This window comes from Erythrobacter sp. SDW2 (assembly GCF_021431965.1).
GTDB lineage: Bacteria > Pseudomonadota > Alphaproteobacteria > Sphingomonadales > Sphingomonadaceae > Parerythrobacter.
In genome coordinates this window covers 2,319,238-2,338,394 of sequence record NZ_CP090370.1, presented here as the reverse complement: position 1 = coordinate 2,338,394, position 19,157 = coordinate 2,319,238, and the positions used below count along the sequence as shown (strand labels likewise).

20 protein-coding genes are annotated in these 19,157 nt (G+C 64.7%); 12 read left to right on the top strand and 8 right to left on the bottom strand.

The features are described from left to right. The first annotated feature begins 12 nt into the window (after positions 1–12). From rplU to LY632_RS11375, 3 genes are all read left to right on the top strand, one after another. Positions 13–495 carry a 50S ribosomal protein L21 gene (gene rplU, locus LY632_RS11385; RefSeq protein WP_234091249.1) on the top strand — a complete coding sequence of 161 codons (483 nt, stop codon included), beginning with the start codon at positions 13–15 and terminating at the stop codon, positions 493–495. Between the two features lie 12 nt (positions 496–507). Further along, entirely contained in the window at positions 508–777 is a 270-nt protein-coding gene (gene rpmA / locus LY632_RS11380; RefSeq protein WP_234091248.1) for a 50S ribosomal protein L27, read from the top strand. 200 nt (positions 778–977) lie between these two features. Next, positions 978–1,508, top strand: a complete 531-nt coding sequence (locus tag LY632_RS11375) for a GNAT family N-acetyltransferase (RefSeq protein WP_234091247.1) — start codon at positions 978–980, stop codon at positions 1,506–1,508. A gap of 80 nt (positions 1,509–1,588) precedes the next feature. Here the strand turns inward: LY632_RS11375 and LY632_RS11370 are convergent, their stop codons facing one another. Next, complete coding sequence (locus LY632_RS11370; protein WP_234091246.1) at positions 1,589–2,470, bottom strand: metal-dependent hydrolase; 882 nt, start codon at positions 2,468–2,470, stop codon at positions 1,589–1,591. A gap of 154 nt (positions 2,471–2,624) precedes the next feature. Here LY632_RS11370 and LY632_RS11365 point away from each other — a divergent pair, with 154 nt between their 5' ends. Further along, positions 2,625–3,224 (top strand): TetR/AcrR family transcriptional regulator, encoded by a 600-nt coding sequence (locus tag LY632_RS11365; RefSeq protein ID WP_234091245.1) that lies wholly within the window; start codon positions 2,625–2,627, stop codon positions 3,222–3,224. A 128-nt stretch (positions 3,225–3,352) separates the two neighbouring features. Here LY632_RS11365 and LY632_RS11360 read toward each other — a convergent pair whose 3' ends face one another. Both LY632_RS11360 and LY632_RS11355 read right to left on the bottom strand, forming a co-directional pair. After that, positions 3,353–4,078, bottom strand: a complete 726-nt coding sequence (locus tag LY632_RS11360; RefSeq protein WP_234091244.1) for a folate-binding protein YgfZ — start codon at positions 4,076–4,078, stop codon at positions 3,353–3,355. Between the two features lie 5 nt (positions 4,079–4,083). Further along, positions 4,084–4,986 carry a RimK family alpha-L-glutamate ligase gene (locus tag LY632_RS11355; RefSeq protein ID WP_234091243.1) on the bottom strand — a complete coding sequence of 301 codons (903 nt, stop codon included), beginning with the start codon at positions 4,984–4,986 and terminating at the stop codon, positions 4,084–4,086. A 68-nt stretch (positions 4,987–5,054) separates the two neighbouring features. On the opposite strand from LY632_RS11355, the gene pyrC reads away from it, so the two are divergent. Then, positions 5,055–6,089: a dihydroorotase gene (gene pyrC, locus LY632_RS11350; RefSeq protein WP_234091242.1), complete on the top strand. Its 1,035-nt coding sequence runs from the start codon at positions 5,055–5,057 to the stop codon at positions 6,087–6,089. A gap of 72 nt (positions 6,090–6,161) precedes the next feature. On the opposite strand, the gene rarD is transcribed toward pyrC, so the two are convergent. Continuing rightward, the gene (rarD, locus tag LY632_RS11345; RefSeq protein ID WP_234091241.1) at positions 6,162–7,112 is read right to left on the bottom strand and encodes an EamA family transporter RarD; all 951 of its coding nucleotides are present in this window, start codon (positions 7,110–7,112) and stop codon (positions 6,162–6,164) included. Positions 7,113–7,308: 196 nt separating this feature from the next. Here rarD and LY632_RS11340 point away from each other — a divergent pair, with 196 nt between their 5' ends. After that, positions 7,309–7,770, top strand: a complete 462-nt coding sequence (locus LY632_RS11340) for a glycine zipper 2TM domain-containing protein (RefSeq protein ID WP_234091240.1) — start codon at positions 7,309–7,311, stop codon at positions 7,768–7,770. A gap of 161 nt (positions 7,771–7,931) precedes the next feature. Then, positions 7,932–8,633: a hypothetical protein gene (locus LY632_RS11335; protein ID WP_234091239.1), complete on the top strand. Its 702-nt coding sequence runs from the start codon at positions 7,932–7,934 to the stop codon at positions 8,631–8,633. Here LY632_RS11335 and astD read toward each other — a convergent pair. Next, positions 8,630–10,045, bottom strand: coding sequence for a succinylglutamate-semialdehyde dehydrogenase (astD, locus tag LY632_RS11330; RefSeq protein WP_234091238.1), 1,416 nt, complete (start codon positions 10,043–10,045; stop codon positions 8,630–8,632). The two genes, LY632_RS11335 and astD, sit on opposite strands and share 4 nt — an antisense overlap. 82 nt (positions 10,046–10,127) lie before the next feature. Beyond that, positions 10,128–11,549, bottom strand: coding sequence for a protein adenylyltransferase SelO family protein (locus LY632_RS11325; RefSeq protein WP_234091237.1), 1,422 nt, complete (start codon positions 11,547–11,549; stop codon positions 10,128–10,130). Positions 11,550–11,619: 70 nt separating this feature from the next. On the opposite strand from LY632_RS11325, the gene LY632_RS11320 reads away from it, so the two are divergent. The 5 genes from LY632_RS11320 (at position 11,620) to LY632_RS11300 (ending at position 17,414) form a co-directional block, all read left to right on the top strand. Then, complete coding sequence (locus LY632_RS11320) at positions 11,620–12,501, top strand: alpha/beta fold hydrolase (protein WP_234091236.1); 882 nt, start codon at positions 11,620–11,622, stop codon at positions 12,499–12,501. Continuing rightward, positions 12,498–13,649: a glycosyltransferase family 4 protein gene (locus LY632_RS11315; RefSeq protein ID WP_234091235.1), complete on the top strand. Its 1,152-nt coding sequence runs from the start codon at positions 12,498–12,500 to the stop codon at positions 13,647–13,649. The genes LY632_RS11320 and LY632_RS11315 overlap by 4 nt, the downstream gene beginning before the upstream one ends. Positions 13,650–13,757: 108 nt before the next feature. Continuing rightward, the gene (locus LY632_RS11310) at positions 13,758–14,543 is read left to right on the top strand and encodes a tetratricopeptide repeat protein (RefSeq protein WP_234091234.1); all 786 of its coding nucleotides are present in this window, start codon (positions 13,758–13,760) and stop codon (positions 14,541–14,543) included. A gap of 48 nt (positions 14,544–14,591) precedes the next feature. Then, positions 14,592–15,944, top strand: a complete 1,353-nt coding sequence (locus LY632_RS11305) for a PQQ-binding-like beta-propeller repeat protein (RefSeq protein WP_234091233.1) — start codon at positions 14,592–14,594, stop codon at positions 15,942–15,944. Positions 15,945–16,046: 102 nt separating this feature from the next. After that, positions 16,047–17,414, top strand: coding sequence for an isoprenylcysteine carboxylmethyltransferase family protein (locus LY632_RS11300; protein ID WP_234091232.1), 1,368 nt, complete (start codon positions 16,047–16,049; stop codon positions 17,412–17,414). 3 nt (positions 17,415–17,417) lie between these two features. Here LY632_RS11300 and LY632_RS11295 read toward each other — a convergent pair whose 3' ends face one another. Both LY632_RS11295 and LY632_RS11290 read right to left on the bottom strand, forming a co-directional pair. Beyond that, complete coding sequence (locus LY632_RS11295) at positions 17,418–17,726, bottom strand: putative quinol monooxygenase (protein WP_234091231.1); 309 nt, start codon at positions 17,724–17,726, stop codon at positions 17,418–17,420. A 30-nt stretch (positions 17,727–17,756) separates the two neighbouring features. Continuing rightward, positions 17,757–19,127 (bottom strand): glutamate--cysteine ligase, encoded by a 1,371-nt coding sequence (locus tag LY632_RS11290; RefSeq protein WP_234091230.1) that lies wholly within the window; start codon positions 19,125–19,127, stop codon positions 17,757–17,759. Positions 19,128–19,157: the final 30 nt, after the last annotated feature.

Genomic DNA, 19,157 nt, shown 5'->3' with positions numbered 1-19,157 from the left:
GAAGTTGAACCGATGTTCGCAGTAGTGCGCACGGGTGGCAAGCAGTACCGAGTTGCCGCCGGAGACAAGATCGCGGTCGAAAAGCTGGCGGGTGAAGCCGGCGAGACCATCACGCTGGGTGACGTCCTCCTGGCCGGCGAAGGCGATTCGATTGCCGACGCCAGCAAGGTCGTCGTTTCGGCCGAGGTGATTGCCCAGGCGAAGAGCGAGAAGGTGATCGTCTTCAAGAAGCGTCGCCGCCACAATTATCGCCGCAAGAACGGCCACCGCCAGCAGCTGACCCTGCTGCGCATCACCGACATCGGTGAAGCCAAGAAGGCTGCGCCGAAGAAGGCCGCCGAGGCGAAGGAAGAAGCACCGGCCAAGGAAGCCAAGGCTCCGGCCAAGAAGGCTGCCACCAAGGCCGACGCGCCCAAGGCTGACGCCGAGAAGAAGCCGGCTGCCAAGAAGGCCCCGGCAAAGAAGGCTGCCCCCAAGGCAGCTGACAAGAAGTAAGGAGCACGGACCATGGCACATAAGAAAGCAGGCGGTTCGTCGCGTAACGGTCGTGATTCGGCCGGTCGTCGTCTTGGCGTGAAGAAGTTCGGCAGCCAGGGCGTGGTTGCGGGCAACATTATCGTGCGCCAGCGCGGCACCAAGTTCTATCCGGGCAGCAATGTCGGGATGGGGCGTGACCACACCCTCTTCGCGCTCGAAGATGGCGTTGTGCGATTCCACTCGGGCAAGCTCGGCCGCAAATACGTTTCGGTTGATGCGCTGGCGGAAGCCGCCGAATAACCGGACGATCCGATAACGGGGTCGTCCAGACGGGACGGTCCCAGCCGGGATAACCACCGGCAGACGTAGAGGGAGATGGGGCCGACCCGTCTCCCTCTTGTCGTTTCTCCCTCTCCGTTTGGCGTAACTTCGTTGCGCCGCCACGCAATTGTCACGCGGCCGGACTAGGAGCCCGGCGCGGGGCGAAGAGGAGAAGACCCATGTTCCATCGCAGCGAACGATTGTTCCTGAGGCCGCCCTTTCCCGAGGATTGGCAGGCGATCTTGCTTCGCCTGAACGACGAGGGCGTGGCGCGCAATCTCGGTCGCGCCCCGTGGCCCTATGGGGAAGCCGATGCCCGCAGCTTCGCCTCGATGAAACAGGACCCGCGCCTGCCGCACTTCCTCGTCACCTTGCCGGGGGTCGGCGTGATCGGCAGCGCCGGGCTGGGCGAGCATGATGGCCAGCCCGAGATCGGATATTGGATCGGGCGGGACTATTGGGGCCGTGGCTTTGCCACCGAAGCCGGCCGCGCCATTGTCGAGATAGCCCGCTCGCTGGGTCACCGCCGGCTGACGGCGGGGCATTTCGTGGACAATCCTGCATCGGGCAAGGTGCTGCGCAAGATCGGTTTCCGGCCTACGGGTCAGACCCGCCAGCGTCACAGCTTGGCGCGCGGCGGCGAGGTCGCATCGGTCGAGTTCGAACTCGACCTCGGCGAGACCGCGATGGAGCTGCCACAAGCAGCATGATCCTCGATCACAACACAAAAAGGCCCCGCAAGTGATTGCGGGGCCTTTCTTTTGCGCGTGCGCAGCGGGGGGCTGGAGAGCTATTCCGCGGGCAGCAGCGCGTCTTCGAAGTCGCCTTCGTAAAGGTTGATCAGGGCGCGATCGTCTTCGTTCCACGGGTGGAAGCCGGGCATGAAGTAGGCCAGCCAGCCGGGGATGATACGGCGCAGGAAGCCGGGCTTGACGAGCAGGTAGTGCGCCAGCTTGAGGCGCCACTTCCAGCCGGTCAGACCGTCCTGTTCGAGCAATTCCATGGTGTCTTCGCAGCGGTGCTTGATGAAGCGCACGGTCACGAGCAGCATCATCAGGCTCTTGACGCGCCAGCGGCGGAACCGGCTCCAGTCGCGCGTGGCGTGGAGCCAGGTGTCGTATGCCACGCCCTTGTGCTCGACTTCCTCGGCCGAATGCCAGCGCCACAGGTCGCCCAGGTCGCCATCAGCGCCCTCGAGGTGCGCCGGGTTCTTGAGCAGTTCGTGGCCGAGCATGGCGGTGAAGTGTTCCAGCGCCATGGTCGCGGCGAGGTTGAGGATCTGCGGGCGACCTTCGAGCTGGGCCAGCAGTTCCTTCACCCGCAGGTCGATCGCCTTGATGTCATAGCCGTGGTCTTCGGCGAGACGGTTGAAGGCGACGTGTTCGCGGGTGTGGTTGATCTCCTGCTTCACGAAAGCGCGGATTTCAGCCGTGAGCTTGGCATCGGCACCCTCGCGGAAGGCCTTCACCGATTCGATGAAGTAGGCTTCGCCGCGCGGAAAGGTCGCGCTGAGCGCGTTCATCCAGGCGCTGGCAACCGGATCGCCATTGAGCCACCAGCGGCGGGACTTGAGCCCACGGCCGAAGCGGCGATCACGGACGGTGATCGCGAGGTCGGCCGGGGTGGGGGTCTTCGCGGCGGCATCGACGGGGAAAGTGGTCGGAGCGTTCATTGCTTGAGGCCCTGATTCGTTACTGACATTGATGTAAGTATCGCTTACTGACATTGGTGTCAATAAGCTTCGCGTTACTGCTTGCCGCAGGGAGCCGGGGGGGCTAGCGTCCGGCTGACGGATCGCAAAAACAGGGACTTCGCAAGGCACTGCCATGCCCAATCGCAAACGCCGTTCGCCTGAGGAATCGCGCGCCACCGCGCTCGCAGCGGCGCGCCAGTTGCTGATCGAGGCCGGGCCGCAGGCAGTGACACTGAAAGCGGTCGGGGCCAAGGTCGGGCGCACCCATGCCAATCTGCTCCACCATTTCGGCTCGGCAGCGGGCCTGCAGCGCGATCTCGCCGCCCATCTGGCGCAGACGGTGTGCGAAAGCGTGGCCGAAGCGGTGCGCGCGACTCGGGCGGGGCTGGGCAGTCCGCGCGAGATAGTCGATATCGCTTTCGACGCGTTCGAGCGAGAGGGCGGCGGCGCGCTGGTCAGCTGGATGCTGGCGACGGGACACGAAGACGCAATCGAACCTTTTGTCGAAACCATCCATTCGATGGTCGACGATCTGAATCCGGAAGAGCAAGGCCATATCGACGCCATGGCCGCACACCGGGTGACGCATACAGTGGTGCTGCTGGCGCTGGGCCAGTCGCTGATCGGCGGGCCACTGGCCAAGTCGCTGGCGCTCCCCGAATCGGTCGCCCGCGATATCGCCGAGCGGATGATCGTCGAGGACCTGGTCGGGCGCCACGCGGAAGAGGTTTAGGGTCAAGGCCAGCCGCCTTACTCAACCTCCGTTCGCCCTGAGCTTGTGGAAGGGCAGCCGCTCCCTTCCCGAGATCCTTGTGCCTGGGCTTCGACAAGCTCAGCCCGAACGGGCTTGGTGTTAGCGCGCTAGCTTTCCTCGCTCTCCAGCCGCATCCATTCCGGCACATCGGCCGGATCGATATCCTCGGTCCGCTGATGCACCACCGCCAGGCCCATTGCCTGGTACCGCGCCTTGGTCCGCTTCTCGTCGGCCTGGGCTAGCGGGACCACCACCAGCCGCCGGTTGACTTTCTGCCGCCAGTTCATCCGCGCGGTGTTCTCCTGCCCGACATAGCAGCCCTTGGTGAAGCTGACGCCGTTCAGCTCGACCGCATTGGTCTCCAGCCACAGGATATCGCCCAGTTCCTTGCGTCCCTCCGGCACACCCAGCGACAGGCGGTGGGAAAGCCATTCGGCGTCCGCCGCATCCTCGTTCTCCGCCGGTGCGAGCCAGCGGTGGCCAAGGGCAGCGAGGCGAGGGTCGGCGGTTCCCAGGTCGCCTTCCCGACTCCAGTGCACTGCCAGCGTATCGTCCCGCGCAATCGCGATCTTGCGGCGCAGGCGATAGAGGCTGAGCCGCTTGGCGAGCTCGTCGGCATAGACCGCTTCGCAGTCGAGCAGTACGTCCGCCCCGTCCGACCAAACGATAAAGTCGAACATCGCCTTGCCCTGCGCGCTCAGCAGCGCAGCGTAGGCGGGCAGGGTGCGCTTCACATCGTTGGTAACGAGGCCCTGGAGGAAGTCGGCGACATCCTCGCTCCCATCAAGCGGCGAGAGCCGGATCACGGCGCGATTGGAAAGGAGCGTGGCCATCCGAGCTAAGTGGTGACCGGCGTCAGGGCTTCAAGGCGGCGCGTGATCGCTTCGGCCATCAGTACGCCCAATTGCGGGCCCTGTTCGGGATAGAGAAAGGGCTCGATCATCTCGGCCTCCATCAGCAGCAGGGTGCCGTCGCTTCCCCGGACCATGTCGATCCGGCAGTAAAGCGGCATGCCCTGCGGCACGGCATCGACAACCGCTTGGGCGGTCGCGATATCATCCGGGGAAGGCTCGAGCGTTTCCTCGGTCCCGCCGTAGATAGACTGCACGCGGTAATCGCCCGCCGCCGCCCGCTTGCGCAGCGCGTGCGAGAACCGGCCATCGACGAACAGGAAGGAGTATTCCCCATCTCGCTGGATTTGCGGGAGAAAGGGTTGCAACATGGCCGGATGCGCCATGCGCCAATCGGTATCGAGCGAAGCGTGGTGGTGGATCGACTGGCCCTCGGCACCCGCGCCGACCTGGCGCTTGGCGACAACGCTGCCGGTGCCGAAGTGCTCCATCGCGGCGGCGATATCAGTGGCGGTCGGGGCCTCGATCCACAGCGTGGGGATCGTCGCCGCGCCGCTCGCCGCGAGATCGCGCAGATAGGTTTTGCGCACGTTCCAGCGCACCGTCGCGGCGCTGTTGCATAGGATATGGCCCGCCGCCTCCAACGCCTCCAGCTTGGCGAGAAACTGCTCTTCGCTGTCCTGATAGTCCCACGGCGTCCCGACCAGCACCAGCGGCATGTTCGCAAATGCTTCGAGCGGGCTGCGCCAGTCGATCTCGACCAGCCCGTGACCGCGCGTCGCCAGCTCGGGCCGGATCGCTGCGACCATCAGATCATGCTCGAAAGCATCGGCGCGGCGGGTGGGGGAGCCGGGGTGGGTGCCCGGACAGGTCAGGAAAGCGACGTTCATGGCGCCCGCCTCTACGCGCCGCAAACGCTACTGGAAAGAGCGCGCCGAGCGCTCTAGGGATGCGCGCGATGACCGAGACACTGACGATCCGCCGCCCCGATGACTGGCATGTGCACCTGCGCGACGAGGCGATGCTGGCTGGGGTGGTCGGCTTCACCGCGCGCCAGTTCGCCCGGGCCATCGTGATGCCCAATCTCTCGCCGCCGGTGACCGCCAGCGCGCTCGGCGCAGCCTATCGCGAGCGGATCCTCGCTACGGTGCCTGCGGGGATGAATTTCACGCCGTTGATGACAGCCTACCTCACCGACCAGACCGATGCCGACGATCTGGTCCGTGGCCATGCCGAAGGTATCTTTACCGCTGCCAAGCTCTATCCCGCCAATGCCACGACCAATTCCGCCCACGGCGTGACCGACGTGGCGCGGCTGATGCCGGTGTTCGAACGGATGGCCGAGGCCGGCATGGTGCTTTGCGTCCATGGTGAGGTGACCGACGCCGATATCGACGTGTTCGACCGCGAGAAGGAATTCATCGACCGGACCCTCGCGCCGCTCCATGCGCGGCTGCCCGAATTGCGGATTGTGTTCGAGCACATCACCACCAGCGATGCCGTCGATTTCGTGACAGTCGCTGGCGAGAATGTCGCGGCGACGATCACCCCGCAGCATCTGCATATCAACCGCAATGCCATGCTGGTCGGCGGGATCCAGCCGCACAATTACTGCCTGCCTGTGGCCAAGCGCGAGACGCACCGGTTGGCTCTGCGTGCGGCGGCGACCTCGGGCTCGGCGAAGTTCTTCCTCGGCACCGATAGCGCCCCGCATGAGAAGCACACCAAGGAAAGCGCCTGCGGCTGTGCCGGCATCTTCAACGCGCCGCATGCGCTCGAAAGCTATCTCGCGGTGTTCGAGGATGAGGGGGCACTGGCGCAGTTCGAAGGCTTCGCCTCGCTCCACGGTCCGGCCTTCTACCGCCTGCCGGTGAATGAAGAGAGCATCACTCTGGTACGCGAGTCGCAGCAAGTGCCCGAGGTGATCGAGACAGCGGGCGGCCCGGTCGTGCCCTGGCACGCGGGCCAGACGCTCAACTGGCGACTGGGATAGCCGAAGTTTGTTTCAGCTGCACTGAAACGACGCGGCACCGGCCCGCTCCCCCACCCGGCCCCTCAACCAAGGTTACTCTGTGGGTGGCCGGGTGGGGGAGCGGGCCGGTGCCGCTTCCACGTGAGTGGAGAAGACCCCGGCCCGGCGTTTCGCCAGCAAGTCCCAGACAAAGATCGCCAATGCCGTCCAGATCAGGGCGAAGCTGATGATTTCGGCCTGGTGGAGCGGCTTTTCGAACACCGTCAGCCCCAGCACGAAGACGATGCTGGGGGCGAGGAACTGAGTGAAACCGAGCGTCGAGTAATCCATCCGCCGCGCAGCAATGGCGAACAGCAGCAGCGGCACCGCCGTCAGCACCCCGCCAAGTACAATTGCCAGGCTGAGACCCAGCGAATCGTCGAAGCTCGAACCGGCAGGGCTCGCCGCGTACCATGTGGCGATCCCGGCTGATGGCAGCAGCAGGATCGCGCTCTCGATGGTCAGGCCGGGGAGCGACCCGACCGGCACCTGCTTGCGCAGCAGGCCGTAGGTGCCGAAACTGATCGCCAGCGTCAGGCTGATCCACAGTGTAGTCAGCGCGCCGGTCGCCAGCACCGCCACCCCGGCGCTGGCGATGGCGACGGCGATCCATTGCAGGCGCGAAAGCTTCTCCGACAGCAGCACTGTGCCCAGCAGCACATTGACCAGCGGGTTGATGTAATAGCCGAGGCTGGCGGCATAGACCTCGCCGTTCTGGATCGCCCAGACATAGACGAACCAGTTGATCGCCACCAGGATGGCGCTGGCGAGCAGCACCCGCATCACCTTGGGATTGCCCAAGGCATCCCGCAATTCGGGCCATTGCCGGCGGAACCACACGATCAGCAGGCAGACCGGCAGCGTCCAGATGATCCGCCAGGCGACGAATTCGAACGGCGGGACGACCTTCACCAGCAGCAGGTAGAGCGGCAGGAAACCCCAGATCAGATAGGCGCCCAGCGCTGGCGGCAGGCCGGACGGCTTGTGATCGGGTTCGGCGTTCATCAGCGGCCCCTAGGCTGGCCCCAATGCGCCTGCAAGCAACCATTCGTCGCCTGAATCCTGTCGGCTCGTCGATTAACGCGATTCTGACAGCGGCGTTGCAGTCCGTTCAGAATGGGTTGGTTATTTATGAACACATCGGACGCAATCACTGGTGGGAACGCCCGGTCAACCAGTCAGGAAATCAGAGGAAGTCGCCATGCCCAACCCGTTCAAGACTACCGCCCTTGCCGTCGCCGCTTCCGCCGTAATGGTGACCACGCCGATCGCCGCAGCTCCCTTCTCGCAGCATTCCCCTGCGGCTGAAGCGACCTACGGCGTGCCTGCGTGGCAGGCCGACGTTGCCGAGCACGGCAAGAAGCGCAAGTATCGTGACCGCTACTACGACCGTGGTCGCTACGATGCACGCTACGACCGTGGCTACGATCGTTATGACGAGCCCGTCTATCGCGAAACCCGCGTCTGGCGCGGTGACGATGGCCGTTATTACTGCCGCAAGAGCGACGGCACCACCGGCCTCCTGATCGGCGGCGCTGCGGGTGCGCTGATCGGCCGTGAAGTTGCCGGCCGCGGTGACCGCACGCTCGGGGCGCTGCTTGGCGGTGTCGCCGGTGCCCTGCTCGGCCGCGAAGTCGATCGCGGCGGGAGCCGCTGCCGCTAATCAGATCACGACCTTTGGCTTCGCATGCGAAGCCAGGGCGCGGCACCCCACCAAGCCGCGGAGGATGCCCTGCTCCCGTTCATTCGGGGCAGGGCATCCTTAATTGTGGAACCAGCCGGAGAATCGATGCGCTTTTCACAAGCGCGGCGCTACAAGGCCCCATGCGCCTTGCCGTTTTCCTCTTGCCGGTGCTGCTTGCCGCTTGCTCTGGCGAAGCGGACGAGCCGGGCATCGTGCCTGAGCGCGACCCGATGGCGACCCAGGCGCTCAACGACCAGATCATGGTCGACCCGGACCTCTCGCAGCAGAACGAAGCCAACGCTGCATTGAGTGGAAATGGCGACCATTCGCTGCCGCCGGTCGTTGCGACGCGCGAGGCGATCGAGGGAGCCAAGCTGGAAGCGGCCGACCTGGTCGGCGGAACGGCCAACTTGCGACAGCTGAGCGAGCCAAAAGCGGCGGAGCCACTGCCCGAAGCAGCGCTCTATTCCGTCACGGAACTGGCAAAGCTGACCACGGGTGCCGAAGTGTGTGCCGAAAAGGCCAGTTTCACCGCCAGATGGGCCGCAAGGATGCCTGCTGCCTTGCCGATCTATCCTCGCGGGAACACCATCGAGGCGGCGGGTAGCGACAGCGGTGGCTGCAAGCTGCGCGCGGTGCGTTTCCTGACTCCGGTCGCCCGCGCCGATGTGCTGGCTTTCTATGCAGCCAGTGCGCGCAAGGCGGGGCTGAATGCCAGTTACTCGCGGGCAGGGGAAATCGAGGTGGTGGAGGGGGGCAAGGGCGCCAGCCGCTATGCGATCTATGTCCGTCGCCGGCAGTCGGGCATCAGCGAAGTGGGGCTGGTGACAAGTGGCTTCTAGCCGTCCCTGAAACCGACGCCCACTGTGGCGCGCGGCTGGTCCATCTCCGCACTTGCCACCGGATAGGCGCAATAGTCGGCCGCGTAATAGGCCGCCGGGCGATGGTTGCCCGACAGGCCAAGCCCGCCAAAGGGTGCTTTTGACGAAGCGCCGCTGGTCGGCTGGTTCCAGTTGACGATACCGGCGCGCACGCTGGCCCAAAACCTGTTGTAGTCTTGGGGGGTTCCGCCGATCAGCGAGGCACTGAGCCCGAAACGGGTGTTGTTGGCTTCGGCAATGCCCGCCGCCAGATCCGGCACCTTGATGACTTGCAGCAACGGCCCGAACAGCTCGACATCGGGGCGGTTCTCGATCTTCGTGGTGTCGATGATCGCCGGGCTCAGGAACGGCAGATTGTCGTCCGGCCGGGTCATGTGCTTGATCGCTTTGCCCCCGTGGGAAAGGAAATAGAGGAAGCTTTCGACCAGCTGGTCGGCGGCGTTGTTGTCGATCACGCAGCCCATGAAAGGTTGCGGATCCGCGAAGGGTTCACCCACGATCAGCCGGTCGGCGAGTTTCTTTACCTCGGCGACGATCGCGTCGTACATGCTTTCGACCACGATCAGGCGCCGCGCGGCGGTGCAGCGCTGGCCGGCACTGGTGAAGGCGGAGCGGACAATCAGAATCGCGGCATCGGTGATCAGAGGTGTGTCGGCGACGACGATCGGGTTGTTGCCACCCATTTCAAGCGCCAGGATCTTGCCCGGATTGGTCGCCAGCTTCTTGTTGATGGCGATCCCCGCCTGGGCCGAGCCGGTGAACAGCACGCCGTCGATACCGCGATGGGCGACCAGTGCCTGGCCTTCGGTCGGGCCGCCCACCAGCAGCTGGATGATTGCTGCCGGGACGCCGGCCTTGTGGAAGCACTTGACCAGCAGTTCGCCGACCGCCGGAGTCTTTTCACTTGGCTTGAAGATCACCGCATTGCCTGCGATGAGCGCGGGGACGATGTGGCCGTTGGGCAGGTGCGCCGGAAAGTTGTAGGGACCGAGCACCGCCATCACGCCGTGCGGCTTGTGGCGAACGGCAGCGGTGCCGCCGAGACCGCTCTCGAGCTTCTTCTGCCCGGTCCGCTCGGCATAGGCCGAAACGGAGATATCGACCTTCGCCATCACCGATTCGACTTCGGTTCTAGATTCCCACAGCGGCTTGCCCGTTTCCTTGGCGATCAGCTCGGCAAATTTGTCGCTGACCGCGCGCACTTCGTTGACGAAGCGGCGACAGGTCTCGATCCGGAACGCCAGCGGCTTGGCCGCCCATTCGGGCCAGGCTCGGCGTGCGCGCTCCACCGTGGCATCGACGTCACCGGTCTTGCCGCGCCACAGCTCTTCGCCAGTCGACGGATCGTAAGAGATGATTTGGTTCTGGCTCAAGGTTTTGCGTTCGATCTCTGGACGGGAAGGTGCGACCCCTCCGTGCGGCCTGGCGGGGTATCTAGCGGAATAGGACTATGCGTCAATTCGGGGGAGACGAAGTGTAAGCGTATTTTACATGACCCGGCGGTGGCAGCAGCTCGCCATGTGCCTTGCCGGCGCGGCGGAGGCAGGCGACCTTGTCTTCAAGGGGTTGCCAATCGTCGCCATCGGCAATGGCCGACCACAGCGCTTCGACCTCGTCGATCAGCATGCTTTCGGGCGCGCCTTCATGCCAATAGGGGTGGTCGAGCGCGCCTTCGACGGGGGTGTAATTTGCCAGGGCAGCCAATTCGCCGCGCCCTCCACGATGGGCATGGAAGAACGCATCGGGCTGCCATGCGCCATCGCGCAATTCGCGTTCGCACGCCGCAACAAGCGCGCTGTCAGCCTCAAGGCCCCGCGATTCCACACCCAGTCGCCAGCACCAGCGGCGCGCAATGGCCTGGGCGTAGAGCGGTCCGAAACGGTTCATGGCCGCGATCAGCGGCTCGGCCTCGGCCAGCGCTCTTAGCGCGATAGCCAGCTGGCCGCAGTTCCAATGCAGCGCTTCGGGTTGGCGACCGAAAGCATAGAGGCCGGAGTGATCGAAATAGGCCGCGGTGAAGCCCGGCTCCCACCTGGGCAGCCAGCGCCATGGGCCGTAGTCGAAGCTTTCCCCGGTCACATTCATGTTGTCGGTGTTGAGCACCCCGTGGACGAAGCCGCTGACCATGTAGCTGGCGGCAAGGTCGGCCATCCGCTCGACCACCTGGTGGAGCAATTTCACGGCCGGCTCATCGCGACCGGGCGCATCGTCAGGCGGGGGCGGGCCGGGGTAACGGGCGAGGCAATAATCCACCAGCGCGGCCATGTGCCCCGGCTCCTCCAGCACCAGCAGCCGCTGGAAGCTGCCGATGCGGATGTGCGAATGGCTAAGACGGACCATCACGGCCGAGCGGGTAGGCGAGGGCTCGTCTCCGCGCTCCAGTTCCTCGCCGGTCTCGATGACGGAGAATGTCTTGGAAGTGTTCACGCCCAGTGCTTCGAGGAATTCGGTGGCGAGGATTTCGCGCACCGCACCTTTGAGCGTCAGCCGCCCGTCGGCGGTGCGGCTGTAGGGTGTGGTGCCCGACCCCTTGGTGCCGAGATCGAGCAAGCGATCCGCGCTGTCGCGCAGCTGCGCGAAAAGGAACCCGCGCCCGTCGCCGATGTCGGGATTGTACACGCGGAACTGGTGTCCGTGATACCGCAGCGCCAGCGGCTGGGGCAAGTTGCCGGGCAGGGGATCGAAGCGGGCGAAGTGGCTGGTCCACTCCTCGTCAGAGAGCTTGTCGAGCCCGACGGTCGCAGCATGTCGGTCGTTGCGGAAGCGCAGGGTTGCCTGCGGGAAATCTGCCGGTTTGACCGGATCGGCGAGCCAGGGTGCAATATCTTCTATCGCTGGGTCAGGGCGATAGCTCGCGGCTTGCGGTTCGGAGCGCATAAAGCGTAAGTGGGGCCAAGCGCACCGCTTCACAAGCGGAACCTGCCGAACCTTGCGAGAGCCACCGCCGTTGACCGACCCGACCGACACCGAACGCGCCTGGGCCCATCGCCACTGGCAGAGCGCCGACGGGCTCAAGCTGCATTATCGCGATTACCCCGGCGATGCGAACAAGGCACCGGTGTTGTGCCTGCACGGCCTCACCCGCAATGCGCGCGATTTTGCCGAACTGGCCGAGCGGATTGCACCGTCGCGCAGGGTAATCGTGCCGGAAATGCGCGGGCGGGGCCGCAGCGACTATGCCAAGGACAGCAGCACGTACAACCCGGTGCAATATGCTGCGGATGTCGAGCTGTTGCTGGCCGAGCAAGGGATCGAGCAGTTCGTCGCGATCGGCACTTCGCTGGGCGGTTTGATGACCATGTTGCTTGCCGCGACCAGGCCCGGACGGATCGTTGGCGCGGTGCTCAACGATATCGGTCCGGTGATCGACGAGGATGGTTTGGAAGCGATCCGTGGCTATGTCGGGCAGGGGCGCAGTTTCCAGACCTGGATGCATGCTGCCCGCGCGCTCAAGGATGTACATGGCAGCGCTCACCCGACTTTCGGGATCGAGGATTGGCTGGCCATGGCCAAGCGGGTGATGGTGCTGGGGCAGGGCGGGCGCATCGTGTTCGACTACGACATGGCCATTGCCGAGCCCTTCAGCGCTGCGCCCAGCAATGCTGCGCCACCCGACATGTGGCTCGCCTTCGAAGCGCTGGCGACTGCGCCGGTGGTGTTGGTGAGGGGGGCGCAGTCGAACATTCTCTCGCCCGCTACCGCCATGCAAATGCAGGCGCGGAACAAGCAGCTCGTGCTGGTTACCGTAGCCGACACCGGCCATGCGCCGCTCCTGAGTGAGCCCGATGTGCTGGTCGCCATCGACCGGTTGCTGGGCCATGTGCCATGAAGCAGACAAAGGCGGACCCGGTCCGCTTCCTGCATCTGCATTCGACCTTTTCCGCAGGCGGCAAGGAGCTGCGCTGCGTGCAGCTGATCAACGCTTTCGGCCCGGGAGTGGAGCACAGCATCGTTTCCGGCGTTCCCGGCGCGACCGGTGCGGCCCAGCACATTGCCAAGAGCGCGCGGGTTCGCTTTCCGGACGGTTTCCCCTCGCTTCAGGGCAAGCCATGGCCGTGGCGGCTCCATCGCCTTGCCCAGGCGATGAAGGGTTATGACCTCGTCCTGACCTACAACTGGGGCGCGATGGATGCCGTGATGGCGCATACGCTGTTCAGCGGGCCGCTGGACTTGCCGCCGCTGGTACACCATTCCGACGGCTTCAACGAGGACGAACAGTTTGGGCTAAAGCCCAGCCGCAACCTCTATCACAAGCTGGCGCTGGGCAAGACCCACCGGCTGGTGGTGCCGTCGCAGACGCTGGAGGCGATTGCTCTGGAGGTGTGGGAGCAGCCCTTTGGACGGGTCGCAAATATCCCCAACGGCATCGACACCATGGCTTTCGCCAAGACTCCGGCGCGCAACGCCTTGCCGGGACTGAAAAAGGGCGATGGCGAGCTGTGGGTCGGCACGCTGGCAGGACTGCGCCCGGTCAAGAACCTGCCCCGGCTGGTCCGAGCTTTTGCTGCCATGCCGGAGCCGTGGAAACTGGTGATCGTCGGCGAAGGTCCGGAGGAAGCGACGATCAGGGCAGAGGCTGGGCGATTGGGCATCGCCGCTCGCGTGTTGCTGCCCGGTTTTGCGCCCAACCCGTCGCGCTATGTCGGCCTGTTCGACATCTTTGCGCTGTCGAGCAATTCGGAGCAGTTTCCCATATCCGTGGTTGAAGCGATGGCGGCGGGCCTCCCCGTGGTGGCCCCAGCCGTCGGGGACATTGCCAACATGGTGGCAGAGGAAAACACCGCGCTTGTCAGCCAGCCTGGTGACGAGGCCGCATTGGAGCAGGCGCTGCTTTCGCTTGCCGCTGATCCCGACCGCCGTGTCGCCATCGGCGCGGCGAACCGGTTGCTGGCCCGCGCGCGTTACGACGAAAGCGCCATGATCGCGGCCTATCGGCGGCTCTATGGCGGTGCCATCGGCAGAGCTCTCCCCGGCTAAGGGTCCACAACTTCACCTCCCGTTCACGCCAGCTTGTGTTGATTTGGCATCCAGCCAACCCTAAAGACCCGCACACCCGAGTATCCACGACAAGAAAGATGCGCCTCCGTGGCCCTGACACCCAGCAATTCCTCCGACAAAGACGACAAGAAGGCCAAGATCGCCGCTGCCCAGGACGAAGCGCTGCTGCGCGAAGTCGACGAGGCCGTGCGGCAGGACGAAATGGCCGAGTTCGGCCAGAAATACGGTCGCCCGCTGCTCGGCCTGGTGATCGGCGGGTTGGCTGCCTTTGGCGGCTACCTGTGGTGGGATGGCCGCCAGGAAGCTGCGATGGAGGCTTCGTCGGAGAAGCTCGTTTCGGCCATGGACCAGATCGCAGCCGGCAATCTCGGGTCCGGCGGCGAGACGCTTGCCGAGCTGGCCAAGGGCGACAATGTCGGCACCCGCGCTTCGGCGCTGATGCTGCAAGGCGCGGTGTTGATGCAGCAGGGCGACAAGCCGGGCGCGGCCAAGATGTTCGGCCAGCTGGCGACCGACAGCGAAGCCCCGCAGGCCTATCGCGACCTTGCGCTGATCCGCCAGGTAGAGGCGCAATACGATACGATGCAGCCCGAGGAAGTGGTGAGCCGACTGAAGGCCCTTGCGGTTCCCGACAATGCCTTCTTCGGCCGGGCCGGTGAACTGGTGGCCATGGCCTATCTGGACCAGAACAAGAAGAACGAGGCCGGCACACTCTTCAGCCAGATTTCAAAGGATGAAGATGTGCCGGAAACCCTGCGGTCGCGCGCACGACAGATGGCCGGTCTGCTCGGCATCGATGCAATCGAAGACGTCGACAAGGTGCTCGACGAAGTGAACGCCGACAAGAACGCGACCTCGACCAAGGCCGAATAGGTCATTGGACGGACTCTGCGGACAGAGGACACAGAACGGATGGGATTGATGCATTTCTCGCGAAACGGTTGGGCTTTCAAGGCAGCGACCGCAGCCGTGCTGGCCACCAGCGTGGCCGGTTGCTCCGGCGGTCTGTTCGGCGGTGGCGACGGTCCCAAGAAGACCCCGACGCTGGGCATTCGCGAGCCGGTGTTGTCGAAGATCGAGACCGGTGCGTCGATCGATCCCGCACTGGCCGGGATCGCCGTCGTGCTGCCGCCGCAGCAGGTCAATGCCGACTGGGCGATGGCCAGCGGGACGCCGAGCAAGAGCTATGGCCACCTCGCGCTGGCTGACAACCCTTCGAAAGCCTGGTCGGCCCGCATTGCCGGCGCCAGCAAACGGGCGCGCTTTGGCGCCGCACCTGTGGTGGGCAGCGGCAAGCTGTTCGTGGTCGACACCGAAGGCACTGTGAATGCTCTCGACGCGGCCAGCGGTGCCAAGGTCTGGAGCCACCAGATCGAAGTCGACAAGGGTTCGCGCAGTTCGGCCTTCGGCGGCGGGGTTAGTTACTCGGGCGGCCGGGTTTTCGCCACCAATGGCGTCGGCGAGGTGGTCGCTCTCGATGCCGATACCGGGGCCGAGATCTGGAAGGTCAAGCCCGCCGGGCCGCTGCGCGATGCGCCGACGCTCGCTTTCAACCTGGTCATCGTGATGACGCAGGATAACCAGATTATCGCCTTGCGAGCCAGTGATGGCAGCGTGGCGTGGCAGGAATCGGGTGCATCGGGCAAAGCCGGCGTGTTCGGCGTCGCTTCGCCCGCGGCCGGGCAGGGCTCGATTGTCGCAGGCTACAGCTCGGGCGAGCTGGTGGCCTATCGCTACGAGAACGGGATCACCCTGTGGTCCGATGCTTTGGCGCGAACTTCGATCAGCACGGCGGTCGGCTCTTTGACCGACATCGATGCCGACCCGATCATCGATTCAGGCCGCGTTTATGCGCTGGGCCAGGGCGGGCGCATGGCGGCCTATGAACTGGTCACCGGCCAGCGCATCTGGGAACTGAGCCTGGCCGGCATTTCCACCCCCGCCATTGCCGGCGAGTGGATATTCACCCTGACCGACGATGCCAAGATGCTCGCCATTGCACGATCGAGCGGCAAGGTCCGATGGATGACCGAATTGCCGCGATGGCGCGACGTGAAGGACAAGCAGGGCCCGATCTTCTGGACCGGCCCCGTGCTGGCCGGCAATTCGCTCTATGTCGCCAGCAGCGAAGGTGAGATCTGGCGCCTGAGCGTGGGCGAAGGCAGCGCGCAGCTGTTTACCGACCTCAAGCAGCCGGTCAGCGTGCCGCCGATCGTTGCGAACAACACGCTCTATGTGCTCGACGACAGTGGCGAACTGCACGCGTTCCGCTAAGCCGAAGGAACGAATTAACCTTTTCGCACCGGGCCGCTCCAAAGCGGTACCGGGGCGAATGCTTTTGGGACGGCCTTAACCCTTTGCGGGTAAGGCAATACCATGCGCGCAACGTCTCGCCCTGCCGTGGATTCCCCGCAGCTACCCCGGAGTGATGTTTCTTCCGGTGTCGGCTTTGCCGGCCTGCTGGGTCTGGCCGCGTGGATCCTGTTTTGCCGCAACTATGCGCCGATCGCCGATGCGCTCGATATCGGCGGCCCGCGTGCTCCACTGTCCGGACCCTTTGCTTCGCTGGCAGCAATGCTGTTCACCGCCGGACCGATGATCGTCTGGTCGCTGCTGGTGGACAAGGTCCACATGCGCCCTTCGACCGGGATCGACTGGAGCAATCCGCGCCCGGCCATTGAGACCGGCGCAATTTCCACCACGAAGATCACCGGTCTGTGGGCGACCTGGGCGATCATCGCCGGCCTCTATTGCCTAGGGCGATGGTATTGGGACGGGCAGTACCTGTTCGCGATGAAGGTGCTGGGCGTGGCGCTCGTACCGATGCTCGTGCTGTCGGTTCCCTACATGCTGTGGCTCGATCGACGGATGGTGGAGCCGCGCGACCATTGCTGGCATTTCGGCGCCATGCTGCTGGGTCGCGAGCCGTATGAGATTGACGAGGTCAAGAAGCACTGGCGGGCATGGATCATCAAGGGCTTCTTCGGTGCCTTCATGATCTCGATTCTGCCGGGCGGGTTCCAGCAAGTGGTCGAGGCAGACCTTGTCGCGTTCGGGCAGAACCCGGCGCAGTTTGCCTGGTTCCTCATCACCCTGCTGTTCCTGGTCGATGTGCAGATCGGCACGGTGGGTTATCTCGTCACGTTCCGCCCGCTCGATGCGCATATCCGCAGCGGCAATCCCTTCCTCGGCGGCTGGGTCGCGGCGCTGCTATGCTATCCGCCCTTCGTATTCGGCTTCATGGGCGGCGACGGGCTGCTGGCGTACGAGGTCCACACGCCCGGCTGGGTGCACTGGTTCGAAGCCAATCCGGTCCTGCTGAGCCTGTGGGGCGCAGTGCTGGTGTTCCTGACGGCGATTTATGCCTGGGCCACGGTTGCTTTCGGCATCCGCTTCTCCAACCTGACCTATCGCGGGGTGCTGACGAACGGGCCGTATCGTTTCACCCGGCACCCGGCCTATGTCTCCAAGAACCTGTTCTGGTGGCTTTCCGTCCTGCCTTTCATGGTCGGGCCCGATGGCAGCTTGGTCGACGTAATCCGCAACAGCTTCTTCCTCGCGGTCGTTAGCGGCATCTACTACTGGCGCGCCAAGACCGAGGAAGCGCACCTGCTGGCAGAAGATCCGAAGTACCGCGCCTATTCCGACTGGATGGAGCAGCACGGGCTTATCACCGCGCCGCTGGTGCGGCTCGGCAAATGGGTTCGCAGAAGCCGCCCGGTGCTGGCAGAACCCGCCGAGTAAGCGCTAGAGCGGCGCCCCGTCGTCGGTCTCGTAAATGCGCAGGTCGCGCCCGACCGGCGGGTTGGCGGCCATAACCTTCTGGAACTCGGCCATATGCGCAGACGCGCCATGCGCGGCCAGCGCTTCGCGGTCGCGCCAGCGCTCGTAGATGATCAGCACGTCGGGGTCCGACAGGTCCTGCGCGAAGGTGTAGGTGTAGCACCCGTCCTCGGCGCGGCTGGCGGCAACCATGGCCTTGATCGCTTCGACCGTCTCCGGGTTGTTCGCAACCGTGCCCGGGGCCAGCCGGATGGTGCCGTTGATCTGGATCATCTGTTCTCTTCCCCCCAAAACTGCAAACGCTCAGAAACTGTGTTCGTAAACCCGCGCGATGTCTCCGCCCCACTCGCCGTGGAAGAGGTCGAGCAGGCGCTGGGCCGGCACCTTGCCGCTGGCGACGATCTCGTCGAGCGGTTCGAGGAAGCCGGTCTCGTTGTCGCCGCCGGTGTTGATCCGGGCGCGGGCAGCGAGGCCCTGGCGCGAGATCTTCAGAACATCCTTCGCCAGATCGCGCAGCCTGTGGCCGCCGGGGATCGGGGCATCGAGCGCGAGTTTGGGCACCGCGTTGCGCAGCGCCTCGCGCTCTTCCATCGTCCAGTCCTTGACCAGTTCCCATGCCGCGTCGAGCGCGGCCTCGTCGTACAGCAGGCCGACCCAGAAGGCGGGCAGGGCGCAGATGCGGTTCCAGGGGCCGCCGTCCGCTCCGCGCATTTCGAGGAAGCTCTTCAATCGCACTTCAGGGAAGGCGGTGCTGAGATGGTCCCACCAATCGCTCTGCGTCGGCTTCTCGCACGGCAGGACCGACAGCTTGCCGTCGAGGAAATCGCGGAAGCTGAGGCCCGCCGCATCGATGTATCTGCCTTCGCGGTAAACGAAGTACATCGGCACATCGAGCATGTAGTCGGTCCAGCGTTCGTAGCCGAAGCCGTCCTCGAACACGAAGGGCAGCATGCCGGTGCGATGCGGATCGGTGTCCGACCAGATGTGCGAGCGGTAGCTGAGGAAACCGTTGGGCTTGCCCTCGGTGAAAGGCGAATTGGCGAACAGGGCGGTCGCCAGCGGTTGCAGAGCGAGACTGGTGCGGAACTTCTTCACCATGTCGGCTTCGGATGAATAGTCGAGATTGACCTGGATGGTGCAGGTCCGCAGCATCATGTCGAGACCCATGGTGCCGACGCGCGGCATGTGCCGCAGCATGATGTCATAGCGGCCCTTGGGCATGATCGGCAGTTCCTCACGGGTCTTGTCCGGCCACATGCCGAGCCCGAGGAAGCCGATCCCGCACTTCTCGCCCACTTCCTTCACCTGACTGAGGTGGCGGCCGGTCTCGTTGCAGGTCTGGTGCAGGTTCTCGAGTGGCGCCCCGCTCAGTTCGAGCTGCCCGGCAGGTTCGAGGCTGACCGCGCCGTCCTCGCCCTTTAGCGCGATCACGTTGCCGCCTTCCTCGACCGGAGACCAGCCGAAGCGCTCGAGATTCTTGAGCATGTCGCGGATGCCGCAAGGCTCGTCATAGGACGGGGCGCGGTGGTCCTCGCGCTTGTAGACGAGCTTCTCGTGCTCGGTCCCGATGCGCCAGTCGCTCTTGGGTTTTTCGCCACGCTGCATCGGCGCGACCAGCTGGTTGCGCGATTCGATGATGGGGTCCTCGGCCCCGCTCTCCTCCCGAGTGCTCATGAAGTCGCCGTTAGGCCGCGAAAATGGCAA

What these genes read in the sequence shown, in the direction of transcription:
- rplU (WP_234091249.1), top strand. Translation starts at nt 13, where the DNA reads ATGTTCGCAGTAGTGCGCACGGGTGGCAAGCAGTACCGAGTTGCCGCC.
- rpmA (WP_234091248.1), top strand. Translation starts at nt 508, where the DNA reads ATGGCACATAAGAAAGCAGGCGGTTCGTCGCGTAACGGTCGTGATTCG.
- LY632_RS11375 (WP_234091247.1), top strand. Translation starts at nt 978, where the DNA reads ATGTTCCATCGCAGCGAACGATTGTTCCTGAGGCCGCCCTTTCCCGAG.
- LY632_RS11370 (WP_234091246.1), bottom strand. Translation starts at nt 2,470, where the DNA reads ATGAACGCTCCGACCACTTTCCCCGTCGATGCCGCCGCGAAGACCCCC.
- LY632_RS11365 (WP_234091245.1), top strand. Translation starts at nt 2,625, where the DNA reads ATGCCCAATCGCAAACGCCGTTCGCCTGAGGAATCGCGCGCCACCGCG.
- LY632_RS11360 (WP_234091244.1), bottom strand. Translation starts at nt 4,078, where the DNA reads ATGGCCACGCTCCTTTCCAATCGCGCCGTGATCCGGCTCTCGCCGCTT.
- LY632_RS11355 (WP_234091243.1), bottom strand. Translation starts at nt 4,986, where the DNA reads ATGAACGTCGCTTTCCTGACCTGTCCGGGCACCCACCCCGGCTCCCCC.
- pyrC (WP_234091242.1), top strand. Translation starts at nt 5,055, where the DNA reads ATGACCGAGACACTGACGATCCGCCGCCCCGATGACTGGCATGTGCAC.
- rarD (WP_234091241.1), bottom strand. Translation starts at nt 7,112, where the DNA reads ATGAACGCCGAACCCGATCACAAGCCGTCCGGCCTGCCGCCAGCGCTG.
- LY632_RS11340 (WP_234091240.1), top strand. Translation starts at nt 7,309, where the DNA reads ATGCCCAACCCGTTCAAGACTACCGCCCTTGCCGTCGCCGCTTCCGCC.
- LY632_RS11335 (WP_234091239.1), top strand. Translation starts at nt 7,932, where the DNA reads ATGCGCCTTGCCGTTTTCCTCTTGCCGGTGCTGCTTGCCGCTTGCTCT.
- LY632_RS11325 (WP_234091237.1), bottom strand. Translation starts at nt 11,549, where the DNA reads ATGCGCTCCGAACCGCAAGCCGCGAGCTATCGCCCTGACCCAGCGATA.
- LY632_RS11315 (WP_234091235.1), top strand. Translation starts at nt 12,498, where the DNA reads ATGAAGCAGACAAAGGCGGACCCGGTCCGCTTCCTGCATCTGCATTCG.
- LY632_RS11305 (WP_234091233.1), top strand. Translation starts at nt 14,592, where the DNA reads ATGCATTTCTCGCGAAACGGTTGGGCTTTCAAGGCAGCGACCGCAGCC.
- LY632_RS11300 (WP_234091232.1), top strand. Translation starts at nt 16,047, where the DNA reads ATGCGCGCAACGTCTCGCCCTGCCGTGGATTCCCCGCAGCTACCCCGG.
- LY632_RS11295 (WP_234091231.1), bottom strand. Translation starts at nt 17,726, where the DNA reads ATGATCCAGATCAACGGCACCATCCGGCTGGCCCCGGGCACGGTTGCG.
- LY632_RS11290 (WP_234091230.1), bottom strand. Translation starts at nt 19,127, where the DNA reads ATGAGCACTCGGGAGGAGAGCGGGGCCGAGGACCCCATCATCGAATCG.